Origin of the sequence: Pseudomonas chlororaphis subsp. piscium (genome assembly GCF_003850345.1) — a bacterium.
GTDB lineage: Bacteria > Pseudomonadota > Gammaproteobacteria > Pseudomonadales > Pseudomonadaceae > Aquipseudomonas > Aquipseudomonas piscium.
On record NZ_CP027707.1, the window covers coordinates 6,840,326 to 6,857,759 of the forward strand.

Consider the following 17,434-nt stretch of genomic DNA (forward strand, 5'->3'; position numbering starts at 1 on the left):
CCTTGAATTACAGCTTGATCCAGGTCGCCTTCAGCTCGGTGTACTTGTCGAACGCGTGCAGCGACTTGTCGCGACCGTTGCCCGACTGCTTGAAGCCGCCGAACGGTGCGGTCATGTCGCCGCCGTCATACTGGTTGATCCAGACGCTGCCGGCACGCAGCGCCTTGGCGGTCAGGTGGGCCTTGGAGATATTGGCCGTCCATACCGCCGCGGCCAGGCCATAAGGCGTGTCGTTGGCGATCTGGATGGCTTCTTCCACCGTGTCGAAGGCGATGACCGAAAGCACCGGGCCGAAGATCTCTTCCTGAGCAATCTTCATCGCGTTGCTGACGCCGTCGAAGATGGTCGGCTCAACATAAGTCCCGCCGGTTTCCTGCAGGGTGCGCTTGCCGCCCACCACCAGTTTGGCGCCGTCGGCATGGCCGGACTCGATGTACGACAGCACGGTGTTCATCTGCTGGGTATCCACCAGCGCGCCGACGTTGGTGGCCGGGTCCAGCGGGTTGCCCGGTTTCCAGGCCTTGAGGGCCTCGATCACCAGCGGCAGGAATTTATCCTTGATCGAGCGCTCCACCAGCAGGCGCGAACCGGCGGTGCAGACTTCGCCCTGGTTGAAGGCAATGGCGCTGGCCGCGGATTCGGCCGCGGCCTGCAGGTCCGGGGCATCGGCGAACACGATGTTCGGGCTCTTGCCGCCCGCCTCCAGCCAGACGCGCTTCATGTTCGACTCGCCGGAGTAGACCATCAGTTGCTTGGCGATCTTGGTCGAACCGGTGAACACCAGGGTATCGACGTCCATGTGCAGGGCCAGGGCCTTGCCCACGGTGTGGCCATAACCTGGCAGCACGTTGAGCACGCCGGCCGGGATCCCGGCCTCGACGGCCAGGGCAGCGATACGGATAGCGGTCAGCGGCGATTTTTCCGACGGCTTGAGGATCACCGAGTTACCGGTGGACAGCGCCGGACCGAGTTTCCAGCAGGCCATCATCAACGGGAAGTTCCACGGCACGATGGCGCCGACCACGCCCACTGGCTCGCGAGTCACCAGGCCCAGCTGGTCGTGAGGAGTGGCGGCAACTTCGTCGTAGATCTTGTCGATGGCTTCGCCGCTCCAGCTCAGCGCTTGCGCCGCGCCCGGAACGTCGATGCCCAGGGAGTCGCTGATCGGCTTGCCCATGTCCAGGGTTTCAAGCAGGGCCAGCTCTTCGGCGTGCTTCTTCAGCAGGCCGGCAAAACGAATCATGGTGGCTTTGCGCTTGGTCGGCGCCAGGCGCGACCAGACGCCGGAGTTGAAGGTGGCGCGGGCGTTTTCCACGGCACGTTGCGCGTCGGCGGCGTCACAGCTGGCAATACTGGCCAGCAGACGGCCATCGACCGGGCTGATGCATTCGAAGGTTTCGTTGGAAACGGCGGCGGTGTATTCACCATTGATGTAGGCGCGGCCTTCGATTTTCAGCTCGCGGGCGCGTTGTTCCCAATCGGCTCGAGTCAGGGTGGTCATGCGAGTGTCCTCCTCTTGTTGGATACAGGCGCCACGCGATCGATGCCGGCACCTTCAGGAATTCTGCCCGGCCAGCCTGCTTCGGCCCATGGCATTCGCCACCCTAAACCAGCGGCACCCGAAGTTTCAATATATTTGACAGGGGCCGGGCAAACGCCATTGCTATGTTCATTTTAATAAACATAGACTTTGGGCTTTCCAGCCACTCGCAGCGCAATCAGGGGGGAATACCAGCATGAACATCCAGGACATCGTCGACTTCAATCAGGCCAACACTGCGCCCGAGCGGTACCGCCCCGCCCAGGAAAAAGTCCTCAAGGGCGACCCTGAACAAACCGTCTTCAACCACTACAACAGCCCGTGCGGCCAGATGAACGCCGGGGTCTGGGAAGGCGCGGTCGGCCAGTGGACGGTGAGCTACACCGAGCACGAGTACTGCGAGATCGTGCAGGGGGTTTCGGTCCTGCGTGACGGCGAAGGCAATGCCAAGACCTTGCGCGCCGGCGATCGCTTCGTCATTCCCGCTGGCTTCAAGGGCACCTGGGAGGTGCTGGAGCCGTGCCGCAAGATCTATGTGATCTTCGAACCGAAAGCCTGAACCCCAGGCACAAAAAAACCCGCTTGAAGGCGGGTTTTTTTGTCAGAAGAAAAATCAATTACTTGATTTTGCCTTCCTTGTAGATCACGTGCTTACGAACAACCGGATCATATTTCTTGATCTCGATTTTGTCCGGAGTAGTGCGCTTGTTCTTGTCGGTAGTGTAGAAGTGACCAGTACCGGCGCTCGAAATCAAACGAATCAATTCACGCATGATTAGCTCCCTTAAACCTTGCCATCGCGACGAAGTTCGGCCAGCACGACATCAATGCCACGCTTGTCGATGATACGCATGCCTTTGGCAGATACGCGCAGACGCACAAAACGTTTCTCGGACTCAACCCAGAAGCGGTGATGCTGCAGGTTCGGCAGGAAACGACGACGGGTTTTGTTGTTTGCGTGGGAAATGTTATTCCCAGTCACCGGACCCTTACCGGTAACTTGACAGACTCTCGACATGCCTCAGCCCTCTAAAACCACATGCCCAACCCGGCATGGGTTGGCCGCTTAATCTCTCAGTCATTTGGCGCCAGGCGCCGCGTTTCTTTAGGGTCTTACCGGCTACACCTACAAGCGAAGGAACCGGGCCCCTAGAAAAGAGCGCTGCTTTATACCAGAAAGACCCCGTAGCAACAACAGCCGGTGTGCTTTGGATTTCGAAAAGTCCCTGTTTTCTGGCTCCGGATGCCTGCACCAAAGGCTGGCGCCATGGCTGACCGCTCGTCGCAGAATAAATTTTCCGCGGGCGAATCAGGCGGCAAAACCGGCATGAACAACCACTGTGACGGTCACTCCAGGTCAATTATATGGAAAAAGCCTCTGTCAATTTATGCCTGATGTGACCATGGCAGCCGGCCGCAGAGAGGCTTGGCACAGCAATAAGCGCAAAGCTTTCCAGCCCGCAGGCCAAAAAAGGGGATAGTCATTTTCCAGCGAGGCCACTAGGGTAAGCCTTTTCCAGACTGCACTCGCAGATGGGCCTTCGATCTGCAAAGGAAGCCAAACATGCGCCTCGCTGCCCTCCCGCTCCTGTTCGCCCCTCTTCTTCTGAGCCCGCTGGCCCACGCCGCTGCGTTAAGCGTGTGCACCGAGGCCAGCCCGGAAGGTTTCGACGTGGTGCAGTACAACTCGCTGACCACCACCAACGCCTCGGCCGACGTGCTGATGAATCGCCTGGTGGACTTCGACGCCAGCAGCGGCAAGGTGGTACCGAGCCTGGCCGACAGCTGGGAAGTCTCAGCCGACGGCCTGACCTATGTGTTCAAGCTGCACCCGAAAGTGAAGTTTCACCGCACCCCGTACTTCAACCCGAGCCGCGAGCTGACCGCCGAAGACGTGAAGTTCAGCTTCGACCGCATGCTCGACCCGGCCAACCCCTGGCATAAAGTGGCGCAGAGCGGTTATCCCCATGCCCAGTCGTTGCAGCTGCCGGCGCTGATCAAGAAGATCGACGCTCTGGATCCGCTGACCCTGCGCTTCACCCTCGACCATGCCGATTCGACCTTCCTCGCCACCCTGAGCATGGGGTTTGCGTCGATCTACTCCGCCGAATACGCCGACCAACTGCTCAAGGCCGGCACCCAGGACAAGCTCAACAGTCAGCCGATCGGCACCGGGCCCTTCGTTTTCGGCCGCTTCCAGAAAGACGCCTCGATCCGCTACAAGGCCAACCCCGACTACTTTGCCGGCAAGCCGGCAGTGGACTCGCTGATCTTCGCCATCACCCCGGACGCCAACGTGCGCCTGCAGAAGCTGCGCCGCAACGAATGCCAGATCGCCCTGTCGCCCAAGCCGCTGGACGTGACCGCCGCGCTTGAAGAGCCGGCGCTCAAGGTCGAGAAAACCGCGGCCTTCATGACCGCGTTCGTCGCCATCAACAGCCAGCACCCGCCGCTGGACAAACCTGAAGTGCGCCAGGCCATCAACCTCGCCTTCGACAAGGCCAACTACCTGAAAGCGGTCTTCGAAAACACCGCGGAACCCGCCAACGGCCCCTTCCCGCCCAACACCTGGAGCTACGCCAAGGAGCTGCCGGGCTACGCTCACGACCCAGCAAAAGCGCGCCAACTGCTGGCCAAGGCCGGCCTGAAAGACGGTTTCCAGACCACGATCTGGACCCGCCCTTCCGGCAGCTTGCTGAACCCCAACCCGAGCCTGGGCGCGCAACAACTGCAAGCGGACCTGGCGGAAGTCGGGATCCAGGCGGAGATCCGCGTGATCGAATGGGGCGAACTGATCCGTCGAGCCAAGGCCGGTGAACACGACCTGCTGTTCATGGGCTGGGCCGGCGACAACGGCGACCCGGATAACTTCCTCACCCCGCAGTTCACCTGCGCGGCGGTGAAGTCCGGGACCAACTTCGCCCGCTACTGCGACCCGGGCCTGGACAAGCTGATCACCGCCGGCAAGACCACCACCGAGCAGGGTGTGCGCAGCAAGCTCTACCAGCAGGCGCAAACCCAGATCCAGCAGCAGGCCCTGTGGCTGCCGCTAGCCCATCCGACCGCCTTCGCCCTGACGCGCAAGGAAGTCCAGGGTTATCAGGTCAGCCCGTTCGGTCGCCAGGATTACTCGAAGGTCAGCCTCAAACCCTGACCGAGGGCTATATCCAGCCGTACTCGGCCATCGACAGTGGCTCGCCCTCGCCGACAATGAAATGGTCGAGTACGCGCACATCCACCAGGTCCAGTGCCTCCGTGAGCCTGCGGGTCAGCACCCGATCCGCCTGGCTCGGCTCGGACACGCCCGAAGGATGGTTGTGGCACAGGATCAAGGCCGCCGCGTTGTGCGCCAGGGCACGCTTGACCACCTGCCGCGGATAGACGCTGGTGGTGTTGATCGAACCCTGGAACAGCGCCTCGAACGCCAGCACCCGGTGCTTGGAGTCAAGGAACAGACAACCGAAGACCTCATGCGGTTCATGCCGCAGCATCGCCTTGAGGTAGTCGCGAACCGCCACCGGGCTTTCCAGCACCGAATTGCGACTGAGCTTTTCCGCCAGGTGCCGCCGCGCCATTTCCAGCACCGCCTGCAATTGCACGAACTTGGCCGGGCCCAGGCCCAGCTGTCGGCTGAAGGTCAATTGGTCCGCCTCGAGCAGGCCACGCAGGCTGCCGAACTGATGCAACAGGTGTCGCGCCAGGTCGACCGCGCTTTTTCCGGCGACCCCGGTGCGCAGGAAGATCGCCAGCAATTCGGCGTCGGAAAGGGCCAGCGCGCCCTGCTCGAGAAGCTTCTCCCGCGGACGCTCCGCCGCAGGCCAGTCGCGAATGCTCATAGCACCTCCATGTGTGTGGGCGCCGCTGTTCCATAGCGGTCGCTGTGCTATCTTAGCCCATCTTTTTGCGTGGATTTTCCCCTGGGGAGGGGGTGTTACACGCAGCAATCATTGAACTGAAAGGCAGGCCTATGCAGCGGCTGTATCGGAAACGCATCGTTCTCGGCGTCGGCGGCGGCATCGCTGCCTATAAGAGCGCCGAGCTGGTTCGCCGACTCCTCGACCACGGCGCGGAAGTGCGGGTGGTCATGACCCGTGGCGGCAGTGAATTCATCACCCCACTGACCATGCAGGCCCTGTCCGGGCACCCGGTCCACCTGGACCTGCTCGACCCCGCGGCCGAAGCCGCCATGGGCCATATCGAACTGGCCAAATGGGCCGACCTGGTGCTAATCGCCCCGGCCACGGCCGACCTGATCGCCCGCCTGGCCCAAGGCATCGCCGACGACCTGCTGACCACCCTGGTCCTGGCCACCGATGCCACCGTCGCCATCGCCCCGGCGATGAACCAGGCCATGTGGCGCGACCCTGCCACCCAGGCCAACACCCAGTTGCTGCAAAGCCGCGGCCTGAAAGTCTTCGGTCCGGCGTCCGGCAGCCAGGCCTGCGGCGACGTCGGCCTCGGCCGCATGCTCGAAGCCAACGATCTGGCGCTGTGCGCCGCCGACTGCTTCCAGCACCTGGCACTGACCGGCAAACACGTGCTGATTACCGCCGGCCCGACCCAGGAAAACATCGACCCGGTGCGCTACATCACCAACCACAGTTCCGGGAAAATGGGCTTTGCCCTGGCCGAAGCCGCGGTCGAAGCCGGCGCCCGGGTGACCCTGATCACCGGCCCGGTGCACCTGCCGACCCCGGATCGCGTGACCCGCATCGACGTGGTCAGCGCCCGCGACATGCTCGCCGCCTGTGAGGCCGCCATCCCCTGCGACCTGTTCATCGCCTCGGCCGCGGTCGCGGACTACCGCCCGGAAGTCGTCGCCCCACAGAAATTAAAGAAAGACCCTACGAACGGCGACGGCCTGCTGCTGCAGATGGTGCGCAACCCGGACATCCTGGCCACCATCGCCACTCGCCCCGACCGTCCGTTCAGCGTCGGCTTCGCCGCCGAAACCGAACACTTGCTCGACTACGCTGCGCGCAAACTCAAGGACAAGAACCTCGACCTGATCGTCGCCAACGACGTGGCCAACCCGAGCATTGGCTTCAACAGCGAGGAAAACGCCTGCAGCGTGATTGACCGGGAGTTGCACGCAACTCTCTTCGCCCAGACCAGCAAGGGCAAGATTGCCCGCCAACTGATCTCTTTCATCGCCGAACGGCTGAACCAGGTTTAACTCGCATGCACGCTTTACAAGCCAAGATCCTCGACCCACGCATCGGCAATGAATTCCCTCTGCCGCAGTACGCCACGCCAGGCTCCGCCGGCCTCGACCTGCGCGCCATGCTCAAGCAGGACACCATCCTGGAACCGGGCCAGACCCTGCTGATTCCTACCGGCCTGTCCGTCTACATCGGCGATCCTGGCCTCGCCGCGCTGATCCTGCCGCGCTCCGGCCTGGGTCATAAACATGGCATCGTCCTGGGCAACCTGGTCGGCCTGATCGACTCCGATTACCAGGGCGAACTCATGGTTTCCTGCTGGAACCGTGGCCAGACCGCGTTCAACATCGCGGTGGGCGAACGCATTGCCCAGTTGGTACTGGTGCCCGTGGTCCAGGCGCACTTCGAAGTGGTCGAAGCCTTCGACGAAAGCCAGCGTGGCGCGGGCGGTTTCGGTCACTCCGGCAGCCATTAAGAAAAAAACGGGCCGAGCCAACAGCTCGGCCTGAGATTGGCGGGCTGTGTTTCAACACTAAAATTCTGCTGCTTTACTCAGAGACTGAGCCGCCCGGAATCAAGGCTGAAGGTGGTCGAAAAAGAGCTGACGCTCATCAGATGGCATTTTTGCACCATGAACCCAAGGGCAAAAACGCCGTCATACCCTTCAGTTTGAGCCTTCCGGTCAGTATTCCGGCCTGTCCTGCCCCCTTTTAGACGGAGCACCCCCAGTGATGAGCAATGCAGCCCAAGTCGTACCCAAGTTCCCTGAAAGCATCTTTCGCGCTTACGACATTCGCGGAACCGTTCCGGAAACCCTAAACGCTGAAACCGCCTACTGGATCGGTCGCGCCATTGGCTCCGAGAGCCTGGCCCAAGGCGAACCCAACGTTTGCGTAGGCCGTGACGGTCGCCTTTCCGGCCCTGAGTTGGTGGAGCAACTGATCCAGGGCCTGCACGACAGTGGCTGCCACGTCAGCGATGTCGGCCTGGTACCGACACCGGCGCTGTATTACGCAGCCAACGTGCTGGCTGGCAAATCCGGGGTGATGCTGACCGGTAGCCACAACCCGTCGAACTACAACGGCTTCAAGATCGTCATCGCCGGCGATACCCTGGCCAACGAACAGATCCAGGCCCTGCACGATCGCCTCAAGACCAACAACCTGAGCAGCGGCCAGGGCAGCATCACCAAGGTCGACATCCTCGATCGCTACGGCAAGGAAATCACCGCCGACGTCAAACTCGCCCGTCGCCTGAAAGTGGTGGTCGACTGCGGCAACGGCGCGGCCGGCGTCATCGCGCCTCAGCTGATCGAAGCCCTGAACTGCGAAGTCATCCCGCTCTTCTGCGAAGTGGACGGCAACTTCCCCAACCATCACCCGGATCCGGGCAAGCCCGAGAACCTGGAAGACCTGATCGCCAAGGTCGCAGAAACCAATGCCGATCTCGGCCTGGCTTTCGACGGTGACGGCGACCGCGTCGGCGTAGTAACCAACACCGGCAGCATCGTCTTCCCCGATCGCCTGTTGATGCTGTTCGCCAAGGACGTGGTAGCACGCAACCCGGGCGCGGAGATCATCTTCGACGTCAAATGCACCCGCCGTCTGATCCCGCTGATCAAGGAGTACGGCGGTCGCCCACTCATGTGGAAGACCGGCCACTCGTTGATCAAAAAGAAAATGAAGCAGACCGGTGCGTTGCTGGCCGGTGAAATGAGCGGGCATGTCTTCTTCAAGGAACGCTGGTTCGGTTTCGACGACGGTATCTACAGCGCCGCGCGGCTGCTGGAGATCCTCAGCAAGGAAAAATCCAACGCGGAAGAGCTGTTTGCCACCTTCCCGAACGATATTTCTACGCCGGAAATCAATATCCATGTGACCGAAGAGAGCAAATTCAGCATCATTGATGCGCTGCACGACGCGCAATGGGGCGAAGGCGCCGACCTGACCACCATCGACGGCGTACGAGTCGACTACCCCAAAGGCTGGGGCCTGGTTCGCGCCTCCAACACCACGCCGGTGCTGGTACTGCGCTTCGAAGCCGATGACGAAGCCGAACTGCAGCGCATCAAGGATGTGTTCCACACCCAGCTGAAACGTGTTGCACCTGACCTCCAACTACCGTTTTGATTTTCTTCAAGCGCCTTTATTGAAGTGCCGGAGCCCTGAATGACCCTCGAACGCGATGCCGCCGCCAATACCGCCAAGGTCCTGTCCGAAGCGCTGCCTTATATTCGCCGCTATGTCGGCAAGACCCTGGTGATCAAATACGGCGGCAACGCGATGGAAAGCGAGGAGCTGAAGACCGGCTTCGCCCGCGACATCGTGCTGATGAAGGCCGTCGGGATCAACCCGGTGGTGGTACATGGCGGCGGCCCGCAAATCGGTGACCTGCTCAAGCGCCTGTCCATCGAAAGCCACTTCATCGATGGCATGCGCGTCACCGACGCGGCGACCATGGACGTGGTGGAGATGGTCCTGGGCGGCCAGGTGAACAAGGACATCGTCAACCTGATCAACCGTCATGGCGGCAGCGCCATCGGCCTGACCGGCAAGGACGCGGAGCTGATTCGCGCGAAGAAGCTCACCGTCACCCGCAAGACGCCGGAAATGACCACTCCGGAAATCATCGACATCGGCCACGTGGGCGAAGTAGTCGGCATCAACACCGACCTGCTGAACCTGCTGGTCAAAGGTGACTTCATCCCGGTGATCGCGCCGATCGGTGTCGGCGCCAACGGCGAGTCGTACAACATCAACGCCGACCTGGTGGCCGGCAAGGTGGCCGAGGCGCTGAAAGCCGAGAAGCTGATGCTGCTGACCAACATCGCCGGCCTGATGGACAAGTCGGGCAAGGTCCTGACCGGCCTGACTACCCAGCAGGTCGATGCCCTGATTGAAGACGGCACCATCTACGGCGGCATGCTGCCGAAGATTCGTTGCGCGCTGGAAGCGGTACAGGGTGGCGTGGGCAGCTCGTTGATCATCGACGGTCGTGTACCCAATGCGATTCTGCTGGAGATCTTCACCGATACCGGTGTCGGCACCCTGATCAGCAATCGCAAGCGTCCTTAAGCTCTGCAAATAAAAAGACCCCGCCTGGCCAAGCCAGGCGGGGTCTTTTTATTGCGCCTTCTGTAGGAGCGGAGCTTGCCCGCGATAGCGGTGTATCAGGTTAGACCGCTATCGCGGGCAAGCCTCGCTCCTACAATACTCAGACGCCGAATTGCGCGCGGTAGGCTTCCACCGCCGGCAGATGCTGCTTGAGCACCGGGTCGTCCGCCAGGAACTGCAGGACCTGGGTCAGGGAAACGATGCTCACCACCGGAATGCCGAAGTCGCGTTCGACTTCCTGGATCGCCGACAACTCACCCTTGCCACGTTCCTGACGGTTCAGGGCGATCAACACACCCGCCGCCTTGGCGCCTTCCTGGGATTCGATGAGCTGCATCACTTCGCGAATCGCCGTGCCCGCGGTGATCACGTCGTCGATGATCAGCACATCGCCAGTCAGTGGCGCGCCGACCAGGCTGCCGCCTTCGCCGTGAGCCTTGGCTTCCTTGCGGTTGAAGCACCATGGCAGATCGCGCTGATGATGCTCGGCCAGGGCCACGGCTGTCGTCGCCGCCAAAGGAATGCCTTTGTACGCAGGGCCGAAAAGCACGTCGAAAGAAATGCCACTGTCGACGATCGCCGCGGCATAAAAACGCCCCAGCTGCGCCAGGGCCGAACCGCTGTTGAACAGGCCGGCATTGAAGAAGTAAGGACTGGTACGCCCGGACTTCAGGGTGAACTCACCGAAACGCAAAACCCCGCGTTCGATGGCAAAACGAATGAAATCGCGCTGATACGCCTGCATGAAAAAGCCCCAAATACCACGGATTTAGCTAATTAGGTAGACCTCGGGTATCATACACGCACGTGATTTTTGGGGCCATTTATGCGGATCATCAGTGTGAACGTCAATGGTATTCAGGCTGCAGTGGAGCGAGGTTTGCTCAGTTGGCTGCAAGCACAGAATGCCGACGTCATCTGCCTGCAGGACACCCGCGCCTCCGCCTTTGAACTGGACGATCCAGCCTTCCAACTGGATGGCTACTTCCTTTATGCCTGCGATGCCGAAGTTCCCGCCCAAGGCGGTGTGGCTTTGTATTCGCGGTTGCAACCGAAGGCTGTCATCAGCGGTCTCGGCTTCGAGACGGCCGACCGCTACGGGCGCTACCTGCAAGCCGATTTCGACAAGGTCAGCATCGCGACCTTGCTGCTTCCTTCCGGGCAGAACGGCGATGAAGACTTGAACCAGAAGTTCAAGCTTATGGACGACTTCGCCCGTTACCTGGATAAACAGCGGCGCAAACGTCGCGAGTACATTTATTGTGGCTCGCTGTACGTCGCGCAACAGAAGCTGGATATCAAGAACTGGCGTGACAGCCAGCAATCTCCGGGTTTCCTGGCGCCCGAGCGTGCCTGGATGGACGAGATTGTCGGCAACATGGGTTATGTCGACGCCCTGCGCGAAGTCAGCCGCGAAGGCGATCAATACAGCTGGTGGCCGGACAACGAACAAGCCGAGATGCTCAACCTGGGCTGGCGCTTCGACTATCAGCTGCTGACTCCGGGCCTGCGTCGCTTCGTGCGCAGCGCACGCCTGCCACGCCAGCCGCGCTTCTCGCAGCACGCGCCGCTGATCGTGGACTACGACTGGACGCTGACCATCTAAGCGTCTTTTCGCAGCCACAAAAAAGCCGACATCACTGTCGGCTTTTTTGTGGGCGCTCGGCCTACTTGATCAATCGCCACGTGAACGGGTAACGGTACGCCACCCCTTCATTGGCCTTGACCCCGGCGATGATGGTCAGCACCAGGGCGCCGATCGCCAGCAGACCAAAGAGCAGGAAACCCACCAACACCACCATCAGCAGGAAGCAGACCAGCGAGGCCAGGGCCACGGTGATCTGAAAGTTCAGCGCTTCCTTGCCCTGGGCATCGATGAACGGGTCCGTCTCACGCTTCATCTGCCAGAGAACCAGCGGGCCGATCAGGGTGCCGAACGGAATCCAGATGCCCAGCAAGGCCGACAGGTGACAGAACATCGCCCACTGACGCACCTCATGGCTCGGGACAGGTTGCGGAAGCTGGTCGTCGTTCATGCTGCTCTCCTTGCTGAAAGCTACCGGGCAATCAGTCAGCCAGGGCTGCCTGTTGCAATTCAAAGATCTCGCTCATGCCTTTCTTGGCCAGCGCCAGCATGGCGTTCAGTTCTTCCGGCTGGAACGGCGCGCCTTCGGCGGTCCCCTGGACTTCGATGAAACCGCCGGTGCTGATCATGACCACGTTGAGGTCAGTCTCGGCCGCCGAGTCTTCCAGATAATCCAGATCCAGCACCGGCTCACCCTGGTACATGCCCACGGACACCGCGGCGATCATTTGCTTGATCGGGTCGCCGCCCTTCAGGCCTCCACGCTTCTTGATCACTTTCAGCGCATCCACCAGGGCCACCATGGCACCGGTGATCGACGCGGTACGGGTACCGCCATCGGCCTGGATCACATCGCAGTCGACATACAGGGTGACGTCGCCCAGCTTGGTCATGTCCAGCGCGGCGCGCAGGGAACGACCGATCAGACGCTGGATCTCCAGGGTACGACCACCTTGCTTGCCGCGACTGGCTTCACGCTGGTTACGCTCGCCGGTGGCACGCGGCAGCATGCCGTATTCGGCGGTCAACCAACCCTGGCCCTGGCCCTTGAGGAAGCGGGGCACGCCGTTCTCGACGCTGACCGTGCAGATCACTTTGGTATCACCAAACTCGACCAGTACAGATCCCTCGGCGTGTTTGGTGTAGTTGCGGGTGATGCGGATCGAGCGGAGCTGATCGGCAGCGCGACCACTTGGACGTTTCATAGGGAAATACCTGTACGGGGACGGAAAACTGCCGATCATTATAGAGCCCGCGGCCCTGCCTGGGCAGTTCTAAAAACCCCGGCCCGTCGGCGACACCTCTGGAACGGCCCTCCGGTCGCTTCGCAGCGCTTTGTCACACCCGCAGTTTGGGAGCATCCACCGCACTGCGCTACAATCCTGCGCCTTCGCAGCCAGTCGGCTTCAATTCATTCATATCGGGCCCGTGCAACCCTCCGCGGTTGGTGGCGGACCTGTATCGGAGGTACCTCCATGGTGCACAGCATGACCGCCTTCGCCCGGGTAGAACAGGCCGGCACTCAGGGCACCCTGAGTTGGGAACTGCGCTCGGTCAACAGCCGCTACCTGGAACCGCACCTGCGTTTGCCGGAATCCTTTCGCGATCTGGAGGGCGCGGTCCGTGAGGCGCTGCGCCAGGGACTGTCGCGCGGCAAGCTCGAATGCACCTTGCGCTTCACCGAAGAAACCACCGGCAAACCATTGCAGGTCGACCGGGAGCGCGCCGCGCAACTGGTGGCGGCAGCCGAGTCGGTTGCCAGCCTGATCAAGCAGCCGGCGGCGCTGAACCCACTGGAAGTGCTGGCCTGGCCCGGCGTCCTGGTGGCCGATGCCAGCGACCCACAGGCGCTGAACAATGAAGCCCTGAGCCTGTTCAACCAGGGGCTGAAAGAGTTGAAGAGCGGCCGCGAGCGCGAAGGCGCGGAGCTGGCCCGACTGATCAACGAACGCCTGACCTCCATCGAGGAAGACGTCGTGACCCTGCGCGAACTGATTCCGCAGATGCTCGCCACCCAGCGCCAGAAAGTGCTCGACCGCTTCGCCGACATGCAGGCCGAGCTGGACCCAACGCGCCTGGAACAGGAAATGGTGCTGCTCGCCCAGAAGAGCGACGTCGCCGAAGAACTGGACCGCCTGAGCACCCACATCATCGAAGTGCGCCGCGTGCTCAAGTCCGGCGGCGCCGCCGGTCGGCGCCTGGACTTCCTGATGCAGGAGCTCAACCGCGAAGCCAACACACTGGGCTCCAAGGCCTTCGACCCGCGCAGCACCCAGGCTGCGGTCAACCTCAAGGTGTTGATCGAGCAGATGCGCGAACAAGTACAGAATATTGAGTAAGGCTACCCAGACATGAACCACAGCACCGGCACCCTCTACATCATTTCCGCCCCCTCGGGCGCGGGCAAGACCAGCCTGGTCAAGGCCTTGATCGACGCCGACCCGTCGATCCGCGTTTCCGTCTCCCACACCACCCGCGCCATGCGCCCGGGCGAAGTGGACGGCGTGAACTATCACTTCGTCTCGCGCGAAGCGTTCGTGAAGATGGGCGAACACGGTGACTTCCTCGAGCGCGCCGAAGTCTTCGGCAATCTCTATGGCACCTCCCAAAGCCACTTGCAGCAGACCCTGGACGAAGGTCACGACCTGATCCTGGAGATCGACTGGCAAGGTGCCGAGCAGGTGCGCAAGCTGATGCCCCAGGCTCGTTCGATCTTCATCCTGCCGCCGTCCCAGCAGGCCTTGCGCCAGCGCCTGACCAACCGCGGCCAGGACAGCGACGAGATCATTGAAGGCCGGATGCGCGAAGCCGTCAGCGAGATGAGCCACTACGTCGACTACGACTACCTGATCATCAACGACGATTTCGCCCATGCGCTGGACGATCTGAAGGCGATTTTCCGCACCAACCAGCTGCAGCAGAAGCGCCAGCAACAGCGTTTCGGCAAATTGCTCGCCGAATTGCTGGGCTGAATAGCACTTCCCAAAACCGCTGCAAGGGCTTTACATTGGCACTTGTAGCGCGTCGGAAAGCTTGGTTAAAAAATCAGCGCTTCCCTAATCGCTGGTGATTTTTTAAACTGTTGAGTCCGCTCGCCCATCCGGGCAGCGCGCATATTGCATTTGCTACGAGGAAGACCATGGCCCGCGTAACCGTTGAAGACTGTCTAGAACACGTGGATAACCGCTTTGAGCTGGTCATGCTCTCTACCAAGCGTGCCCGTCAACTGGCAACCGGCGGCAAAGAGCCGAAAGTAGCATGGGAAAACGACAAGCCTACCGTCGTCGCCCTGCGCGAAATCGCTGAAGGCCTGATCGACTACGCAGCTATCGCCGAAGCCGAAATCGTTGAAGATGAACCGCTTTTTGCTGCTTTCGAGGACGAGTCCAACGAGGCCGTCTAAGCCTATGCCTGGTCGACGTAGCACGGCGCGGGATCACAGCCTACGGCAGGAGTTATCATGCCGAGCATAGACGCCCTCGCCGATCGCTTATCGACCTATCTCGGCACGGACCAGGTCAATCTGGTCCGCCGAGCGTATTTCTACGCCGAACAAGCCCATGACGGTCAGCGCCGTCGCAGCGGCGAGGCGTACGTCACGCACCCATTAGCGGTCGCAAACATTCTCGCCGACATGCATATGGACCATCAGAGCCTGATGGCGGCCATGCTGCATGACGTGATCGAAGACACCGGTATCGCCAAAGAAGCGCTTTGCGCGCAGTTCGGTGAAACCGTGGCCGAACTGGTCGACGGGGTCAGCAAACTGACCCAGATGAACTTCGAGACCAAGGCCGAAGCCCAAGCGGAAAACTTCCAGAAGATGGCCATGGCCATGGCGCGCGACATTCGCGTGATCCTGGTCAAGCTGGCCGACCGCCTGCACAACATGCGCACCCTGGAAGTGCTCTCCGGCGAAAAACGCCGGCGGATCGCCAAGGAAACCCTGGAGATCTACGCACCCATCGCCAACCGCCTGGGCATGCACAGCATCCGCATCGAATTCGAAGACCTCGGGTTCAAGGCCATGCACCCGATGCGTTCCGCGCGGATCTACCAGGCGGTCAAGCGCGCCCGGGGCAACCGCAAGGAAATCGTCAACAAGATCGAAGAGTCCCTGAGCCACTGCCTGGCCATCGACGGCATCCAGGGCGAAGTCAGCGGTCGCCAGAAGCACCTGTACGGCATCTATAAAAAGATGCGCGGCAAACGCCGGGCCTTCAACGAGATCATGGACGTCTACGCGTTCCGGATCATCGTCGACAAGGTCGATACCTGCTACCGCGTGCTCGGCGCCGTACACAACCTGTACAAGCCACTGCCGGGTCGCTTCAAGGATTACATCGCGATTCCCAAGGCCAACGGCTATCAGTCGCTGCACACGACGCTGTTCGGCATGCACGGCGTTCCGATCGAGATCCAGATCCGCACCCGCGAAATGGAAGAGATGGCCAACAACGGCATCGCCGCCCACTGGCTGTACAAATCCAGCGGTGACGAGCAGCCAAAGGGCACCCATGCCCGGGCTCGTCAGTGGGTCAAGGGCGTGCTGGAGATGCAGCAACGCGCCGGCAACTCCCTGGAATTCATCGAAAGCGTGAAGATCGACCTGTTCCCGGACGAGGTCTACGTGTTCACGCCGAAGGGCCGGATCATGGAGCTGCCCAAAGGCTCCACGGCGGTGGACTTCGCCTACGCGGTGCACACCGACGTCGGCAACAGCTGCATCGCCTGTCGTATCAATCGCCGCCTGGCGCCACTGTCCGAACCGCTGCAAAGCGGCTCCACCGTGGAAATCGTCAGCGCCCCGGGCGCACGCCCCAACCCGGCCTGGCTCAACTTCGTGGTCACCGGCAAGGCTCGCACTCACATCCGTCACGCCCTGAAACTGCAACGCCGCTCCGAGTCCATCAGCCTGGGCGAACGCCTGCTGAACAAGGTGCTCAACGGTTTCGACAGCGCGCTGGAAAAGATCCCCGCCGAACGCGTGCAAGCGATGCTCACCGAGTATCGCCTGGAGCTGATCGAAGACCTGCTGGAAGATATCGGCCTGGGCAATCGCATGGCTTATGTGGTCGCCCGCCGCCTCCTCGGCGAAGGCGAACAGCTGCCAAGCCCGGAAGGTCCGCTGGCCATACGCGGCACCGAAGGCCTGGTCCTGAGCTACGCCAAGTGCTGCACGCCGATCCCGGGCGACCCGATTGTCGGCCACCTGTCCGCGGGCAAAGGGATGGTGGTGCACCTGGACAACTGCCGCAATATCAGCGAAATCCGCCACAACCCGGAAAAATGCATCCAGCTTTCGTGGGCCAAGGATGTCACCGGCGAATTCAACGTCGAGCTGCGCGTCGAACTGGAACACCAGCGTGGCCTGATCGCCCTGCTGGCCAGCAGCGTCAACGCGGCCGACGGCAATATCGAGAAAATCAGCATGGACGAACGGGATGGTCGCATCAGCGTGGTCCAACTGGTGGTCAGCGTGCACGACCGCGTGCACCTGGCCCGCGTGATCAAGAAACTGCGCGCCCTGACCGGGGTCATTCGCATCACTCGCATGCGTGCATAGCTCGCTATATAGCCCGCCCATTACAAGGAGTCATTCATGACCAAGACCGTTATCACCAGCGACAAGGCACCCGCCGCGATCGGCACCTACTCCCAGGCGATCAAGGCAGGCAACACCGTCTACATGTCCGGCCAGATCCCGCTCGATCCAAAGACCATGGAACTGGTGGAAGGCTTCGAAGCCCAGACCGTTCAGGTATTCGAGAACCTCAAGTCCGTGGCCGAGGCCGCCGGTGGTTCGTTCAAGGACATCGTCAAGCTCAACATCTTCCTCACCGACCTGAGCCACTTCGCCAAGGTCAACGAGATCATGGGCAAGTACTTCCAGCAGCCTTACCCTGCCCGCGCCGCCATCGGCGTTGCCGCCCTGCCAAAAGGCGCGCAGGTTGAAATGGATGCCATCCTGGTCATCGAGTAATACGTCCGGCGCGGCTACCCAGGTCGCGCCGTCTTCGTTCTGAAAGGATTT

At 61.3% G+C, this 17,434-nt stretch carries 18 protein-coding genes and 1 pseudogene; 12 read left to right on the plus strand and 7 right to left on the minus strand.

The annotated features are described in order from the left end of the window. Positions 1-7: 7 nt before the first annotated feature. On the minus strand, positions 8-1,501 hold the full coding sequence (locus tag C4K38_RS31180) for an aldehyde dehydrogenase (protein WP_053281424.1): 1,494 nt from the start codon (positions 1,499-1,501) through the stop codon (positions 8-10). A gap of 235 nt (positions 1,502-1,736) precedes the next feature. On the opposite strand from C4K38_RS31180, the gene C4K38_RS31185 reads away from it, so the two are divergent. Beyond that, positions 1,737-2,099 (plus strand): cupin domain-containing protein, encoded by a 363-nt coding sequence (locus C4K38_RS31185; RefSeq protein WP_053281425.1) that lies wholly within the window; start codon positions 1,737-1,739, stop codon positions 2,097-2,099. 58 nt (positions 2,100-2,157) lie between these two features. Here C4K38_RS31185 and rpmG read toward each other — a convergent pair whose 3' ends face one another. Further along, positions 2,158-2,313 (minus strand): 50S ribosomal protein L33, encoded by a 156-nt coding sequence (gene rpmG, locus C4K38_RS31190; RefSeq protein ID WP_003177274.1) that lies wholly within the window; start codon positions 2,311-2,313, stop codon positions 2,158-2,160. An 11-nt stretch (positions 2,314-2,324) separates the two neighbouring features. After that, entirely contained in the window at positions 2,325-2,558 is a 234-nt protein-coding gene (rpmB, locus tag C4K38_RS31195) for a 50S ribosomal protein L28 (protein ID WP_007921114.1), read from the minus strand. A 546-nt stretch (positions 2,559-3,104) separates the two neighbouring features. Between rpmB and C4K38_RS31200 the strand changes: the two genes are divergently transcribed. Next, positions 3,105-4,694 carry an ABC transporter substrate-binding protein gene (locus tag C4K38_RS31200; protein ID WP_053281426.1) on the plus strand — a complete coding sequence of 530 codons (1,590 nt, stop codon included), beginning with the start codon at positions 3,105-3,107 and terminating at the stop codon, positions 4,692-4,694. A gap of 7 nt (positions 4,695-4,701) precedes the next feature. Here C4K38_RS31200 and radC read toward each other — a convergent pair whose 3' ends face one another. Continuing rightward, positions 4,702-5,376, minus strand: a complete 675-nt coding sequence (gene radC / locus C4K38_RS31205; protein WP_053281427.1) for a RadC family protein — start codon at positions 5,374-5,376, stop codon at positions 4,702-4,704. A gap of 131 nt (positions 5,377-5,507) precedes the next feature. Between radC and coaBC the strand changes: the two genes are divergently transcribed. The 4 genes and pseudogenes from coaBC (at position 5,508) to argB (ending at position 9,776) form a co-directional block, all read left to right on the plus strand. Beyond that, the gene (coaBC, locus tag C4K38_RS31210; RefSeq protein ID WP_007921117.1) at positions 5,508-6,716 is read left to right on the plus strand and encodes a bifunctional phosphopantothenoylcysteine decarboxylase/phosphopantothenate--cysteine ligase CoaBC; all 1,209 of its coding nucleotides are present in this window, start codon (positions 5,508-5,510) and stop codon (positions 6,714-6,716) included. A 5-nt stretch (positions 6,717-6,721) separates the two neighbouring features. Next, positions 6,722-7,177 (plus strand): dUTP diphosphatase, encoded by a 456-nt coding sequence (gene dut, locus C4K38_RS31215; protein WP_016703155.1) that lies wholly within the window; start codon positions 6,722-6,724, stop codon positions 7,175-7,177. A 250-nt stretch (positions 7,178-7,427) separates the two neighbouring features. Beyond that, positions 7,428-8,831, plus strand: a pseudogene (locus tag C4K38_RS31220) (phosphomannomutase/phosphoglucomutase); the annotation flags it as partial. A gap of 39 nt (positions 8,832-8,870) precedes the next feature. Continuing rightward, positions 8,871-9,776: an acetylglutamate kinase gene (gene argB, locus C4K38_RS31225; protein WP_007921120.1), complete on the plus strand. Its 906-nt coding sequence runs from the start codon at positions 8,871-8,873 to the stop codon at positions 9,774-9,776. 139 nt (positions 9,777-9,915) lie between these two features. On the opposite strand, the gene pyrE is transcribed toward argB, so the two are convergent. Further along, positions 9,916-10,560, minus strand: coding sequence for an orotate phosphoribosyltransferase (gene pyrE, locus C4K38_RS31230; protein ID WP_053281429.1), 645 nt, complete (start codon positions 10,558-10,560; stop codon positions 9,916-9,918). Between the two features lie 81 nt (positions 10,561-10,641). On the opposite strand from pyrE, the gene C4K38_RS31235 reads away from it, so the two are divergent. Continuing rightward, a complete protein-coding gene (locus tag C4K38_RS31235; protein ID WP_003176915.1) occupies positions 10,642-11,421 on the plus strand; it encodes a catabolite repression control protein Crc in 780 nt (259 codons plus the stop codon). Between the two features lie 61 nt (positions 11,422-11,482). Here the strand turns inward: C4K38_RS31235 and C4K38_RS31240 are convergent, their stop codons facing one another. Both C4K38_RS31240 and rph read right to left on the minus strand, forming a co-directional pair. Beyond that, positions 11,483-11,851 carry a DUF4870 domain-containing protein gene (locus C4K38_RS31240; protein ID WP_007921123.1) on the minus strand — a complete coding sequence of 123 codons (369 nt, stop codon included), beginning with the start codon at positions 11,849-11,851 and terminating at the stop codon, positions 11,483-11,485. A 31-nt stretch (positions 11,852-11,882) separates the two neighbouring features. After that, entirely contained in the window at positions 11,883-12,605 is a 723-nt protein-coding gene (rph, locus tag C4K38_RS31245) for a ribonuclease PH (protein WP_053281430.1), read from the minus strand. Between the two features lie 270 nt (positions 12,606-12,875). On the opposite strand from rph, the gene C4K38_RS31250 reads away from it, so the two are divergent. From C4K38_RS31250 to C4K38_RS31270, 5 genes are all read left to right on the plus strand, one after another. After that, a complete protein-coding gene (locus tag C4K38_RS31250) occupies positions 12,876-13,739 on the plus strand; it encodes a YicC/YloC family endoribonuclease (protein WP_053281431.1) in 864 nt (287 codons plus the stop codon). 12 nt (positions 13,740-13,751) lie between these two features. After that, positions 13,752-14,372, plus strand: a complete 621-nt coding sequence (gmk, locus tag C4K38_RS31255; RefSeq protein ID WP_053263107.1) for a guanylate kinase — start codon at positions 13,752-13,754, stop codon at positions 14,370-14,372. A gap of 167 nt (positions 14,373-14,539) precedes the next feature. Continuing rightward, on the plus strand, positions 14,540-14,803 hold the full coding sequence (gene rpoZ, locus C4K38_RS31260; protein ID WP_007921129.1) for a DNA-directed RNA polymerase subunit omega: 264 nt from the start codon (positions 14,540-14,542) through the stop codon (positions 14,801-14,803). Positions 14,804-14,860: 57 nt separating this feature from the next. After that, entirely contained in the window at positions 14,861-16,966 is a 2,106-nt protein-coding gene (gene spoT, locus C4K38_RS31265) for a bifunctional GTP diphosphokinase/guanosine-3',5'-bis pyrophosphate 3'-pyrophosphohydrolase (RefSeq protein WP_025807013.1), read from the plus strand. 36 nt (positions 16,967-17,002) lie between these two features. After that, positions 17,003-17,383, plus strand: a complete 381-nt coding sequence (locus C4K38_RS31270; RefSeq protein ID WP_007921133.1) for a RidA family protein — start codon at positions 17,003-17,005, stop codon at positions 17,381-17,383. The last annotated feature ends 51 nt before the right edge of the window (positions 17,384-17,434 follow it).

Coding starts and splice junctions, on each gene's coding strand:
- spoT (WP_025807013.1), top strand. CDS start 14,861: ATGCCGAGCATAGACGCCCTCGCCGATCGCTTATCGACCTATCTCGGC.
- C4K38_RS31270 (WP_007921133.1), top strand. CDS start 17,003: ATGACCAAGACCGTTATCACCAGCGACAAGGCACCCGCCGCGATCGGC.
- rph (WP_053281430.1), bottom strand. CDS start 12,605: ATGAAACGTCCAAGTGGTCGCGCTGCCGATCAGCTCCGCTCGATCCGC.
- C4K38_RS31200 (WP_053281426.1), top strand. CDS start 3,105: ATGCGCCTCGCTGCCCTCCCGCTCCTGTTCGCCCCTCTTCTTCTGAGC.
- argB (WP_007921120.1), top strand. CDS start 8,871: ATGACCCTCGAACGCGATGCCGCCGCCAATACCGCCAAGGTCCTGTCC.
- C4K38_RS31185 (WP_053281425.1), top strand. CDS start 1,737: ATGAACATCCAGGACATCGTCGACTTCAATCAGGCCAACACTGCGCCC.
- rpoZ (WP_007921129.1), top strand. CDS start 14,540: ATGGCCCGCGTAACCGTTGAAGACTGTCTAGAACACGTGGATAACCGC.
- pyrE (WP_053281429.1), bottom strand. CDS start 10,560: ATGCAGGCGTATCAGCGCGATTTCATTCGTTTTGCCATCGAACGCGGG.
- C4K38_RS31180 (WP_053281424.1), bottom strand. CDS start 1,501: ATGACCACCCTGACTCGAGCCGATTGGGAACAACGCGCCCGCGAGCTG.
- dut (WP_016703155.1), top strand. CDS start 6,722: ATGCACGCTTTACAAGCCAAGATCCTCGACCCACGCATCGGCAATGAA.
- coaBC (WP_007921117.1), top strand. CDS start 5,508: ATGCAGCGGCTGTATCGGAAACGCATCGTTCTCGGCGTCGGCGGCGGC.
- rpmG (WP_003177274.1), bottom strand. CDS start 2,313: ATGCGTGAATTGATTCGTTTGATTTCGAGCGCCGGTACTGGTCACTTC.
- radC (WP_053281427.1), bottom strand. CDS start 5,376: ATGAGCATTCGCGACTGGCCTGCGGCGGAGCGTCCGCGGGAGAAGCTT.
- rpmB (WP_007921114.1), bottom strand. CDS start 2,558: ATGTCGAGAGTCTGTCAAGTTACCGGTAAGGGTCCGGTGACTGGGAAT.
- C4K38_RS31250 (WP_053281431.1), top strand. CDS start 12,876: ATGGTGCACAGCATGACCGCCTTCGCCCGGGTAGAACAGGCCGGCACT.
- C4K38_RS31235 (WP_003176915.1), top strand. CDS start 10,642: ATGCGGATCATCAGTGTGAACGTCAATGGTATTCAGGCTGCAGTGGAG.
- gmk (WP_053263107.1), top strand. CDS start 13,752: ATGAACCACAGCACCGGCACCCTCTACATCATTTCCGCCCCCTCGGGC.
- C4K38_RS31240 (WP_007921123.1), bottom strand. CDS start 11,851: ATGAACGACGACCAGCTTCCGCAACCTGTCCCGAGCCATGAGGTGCGT.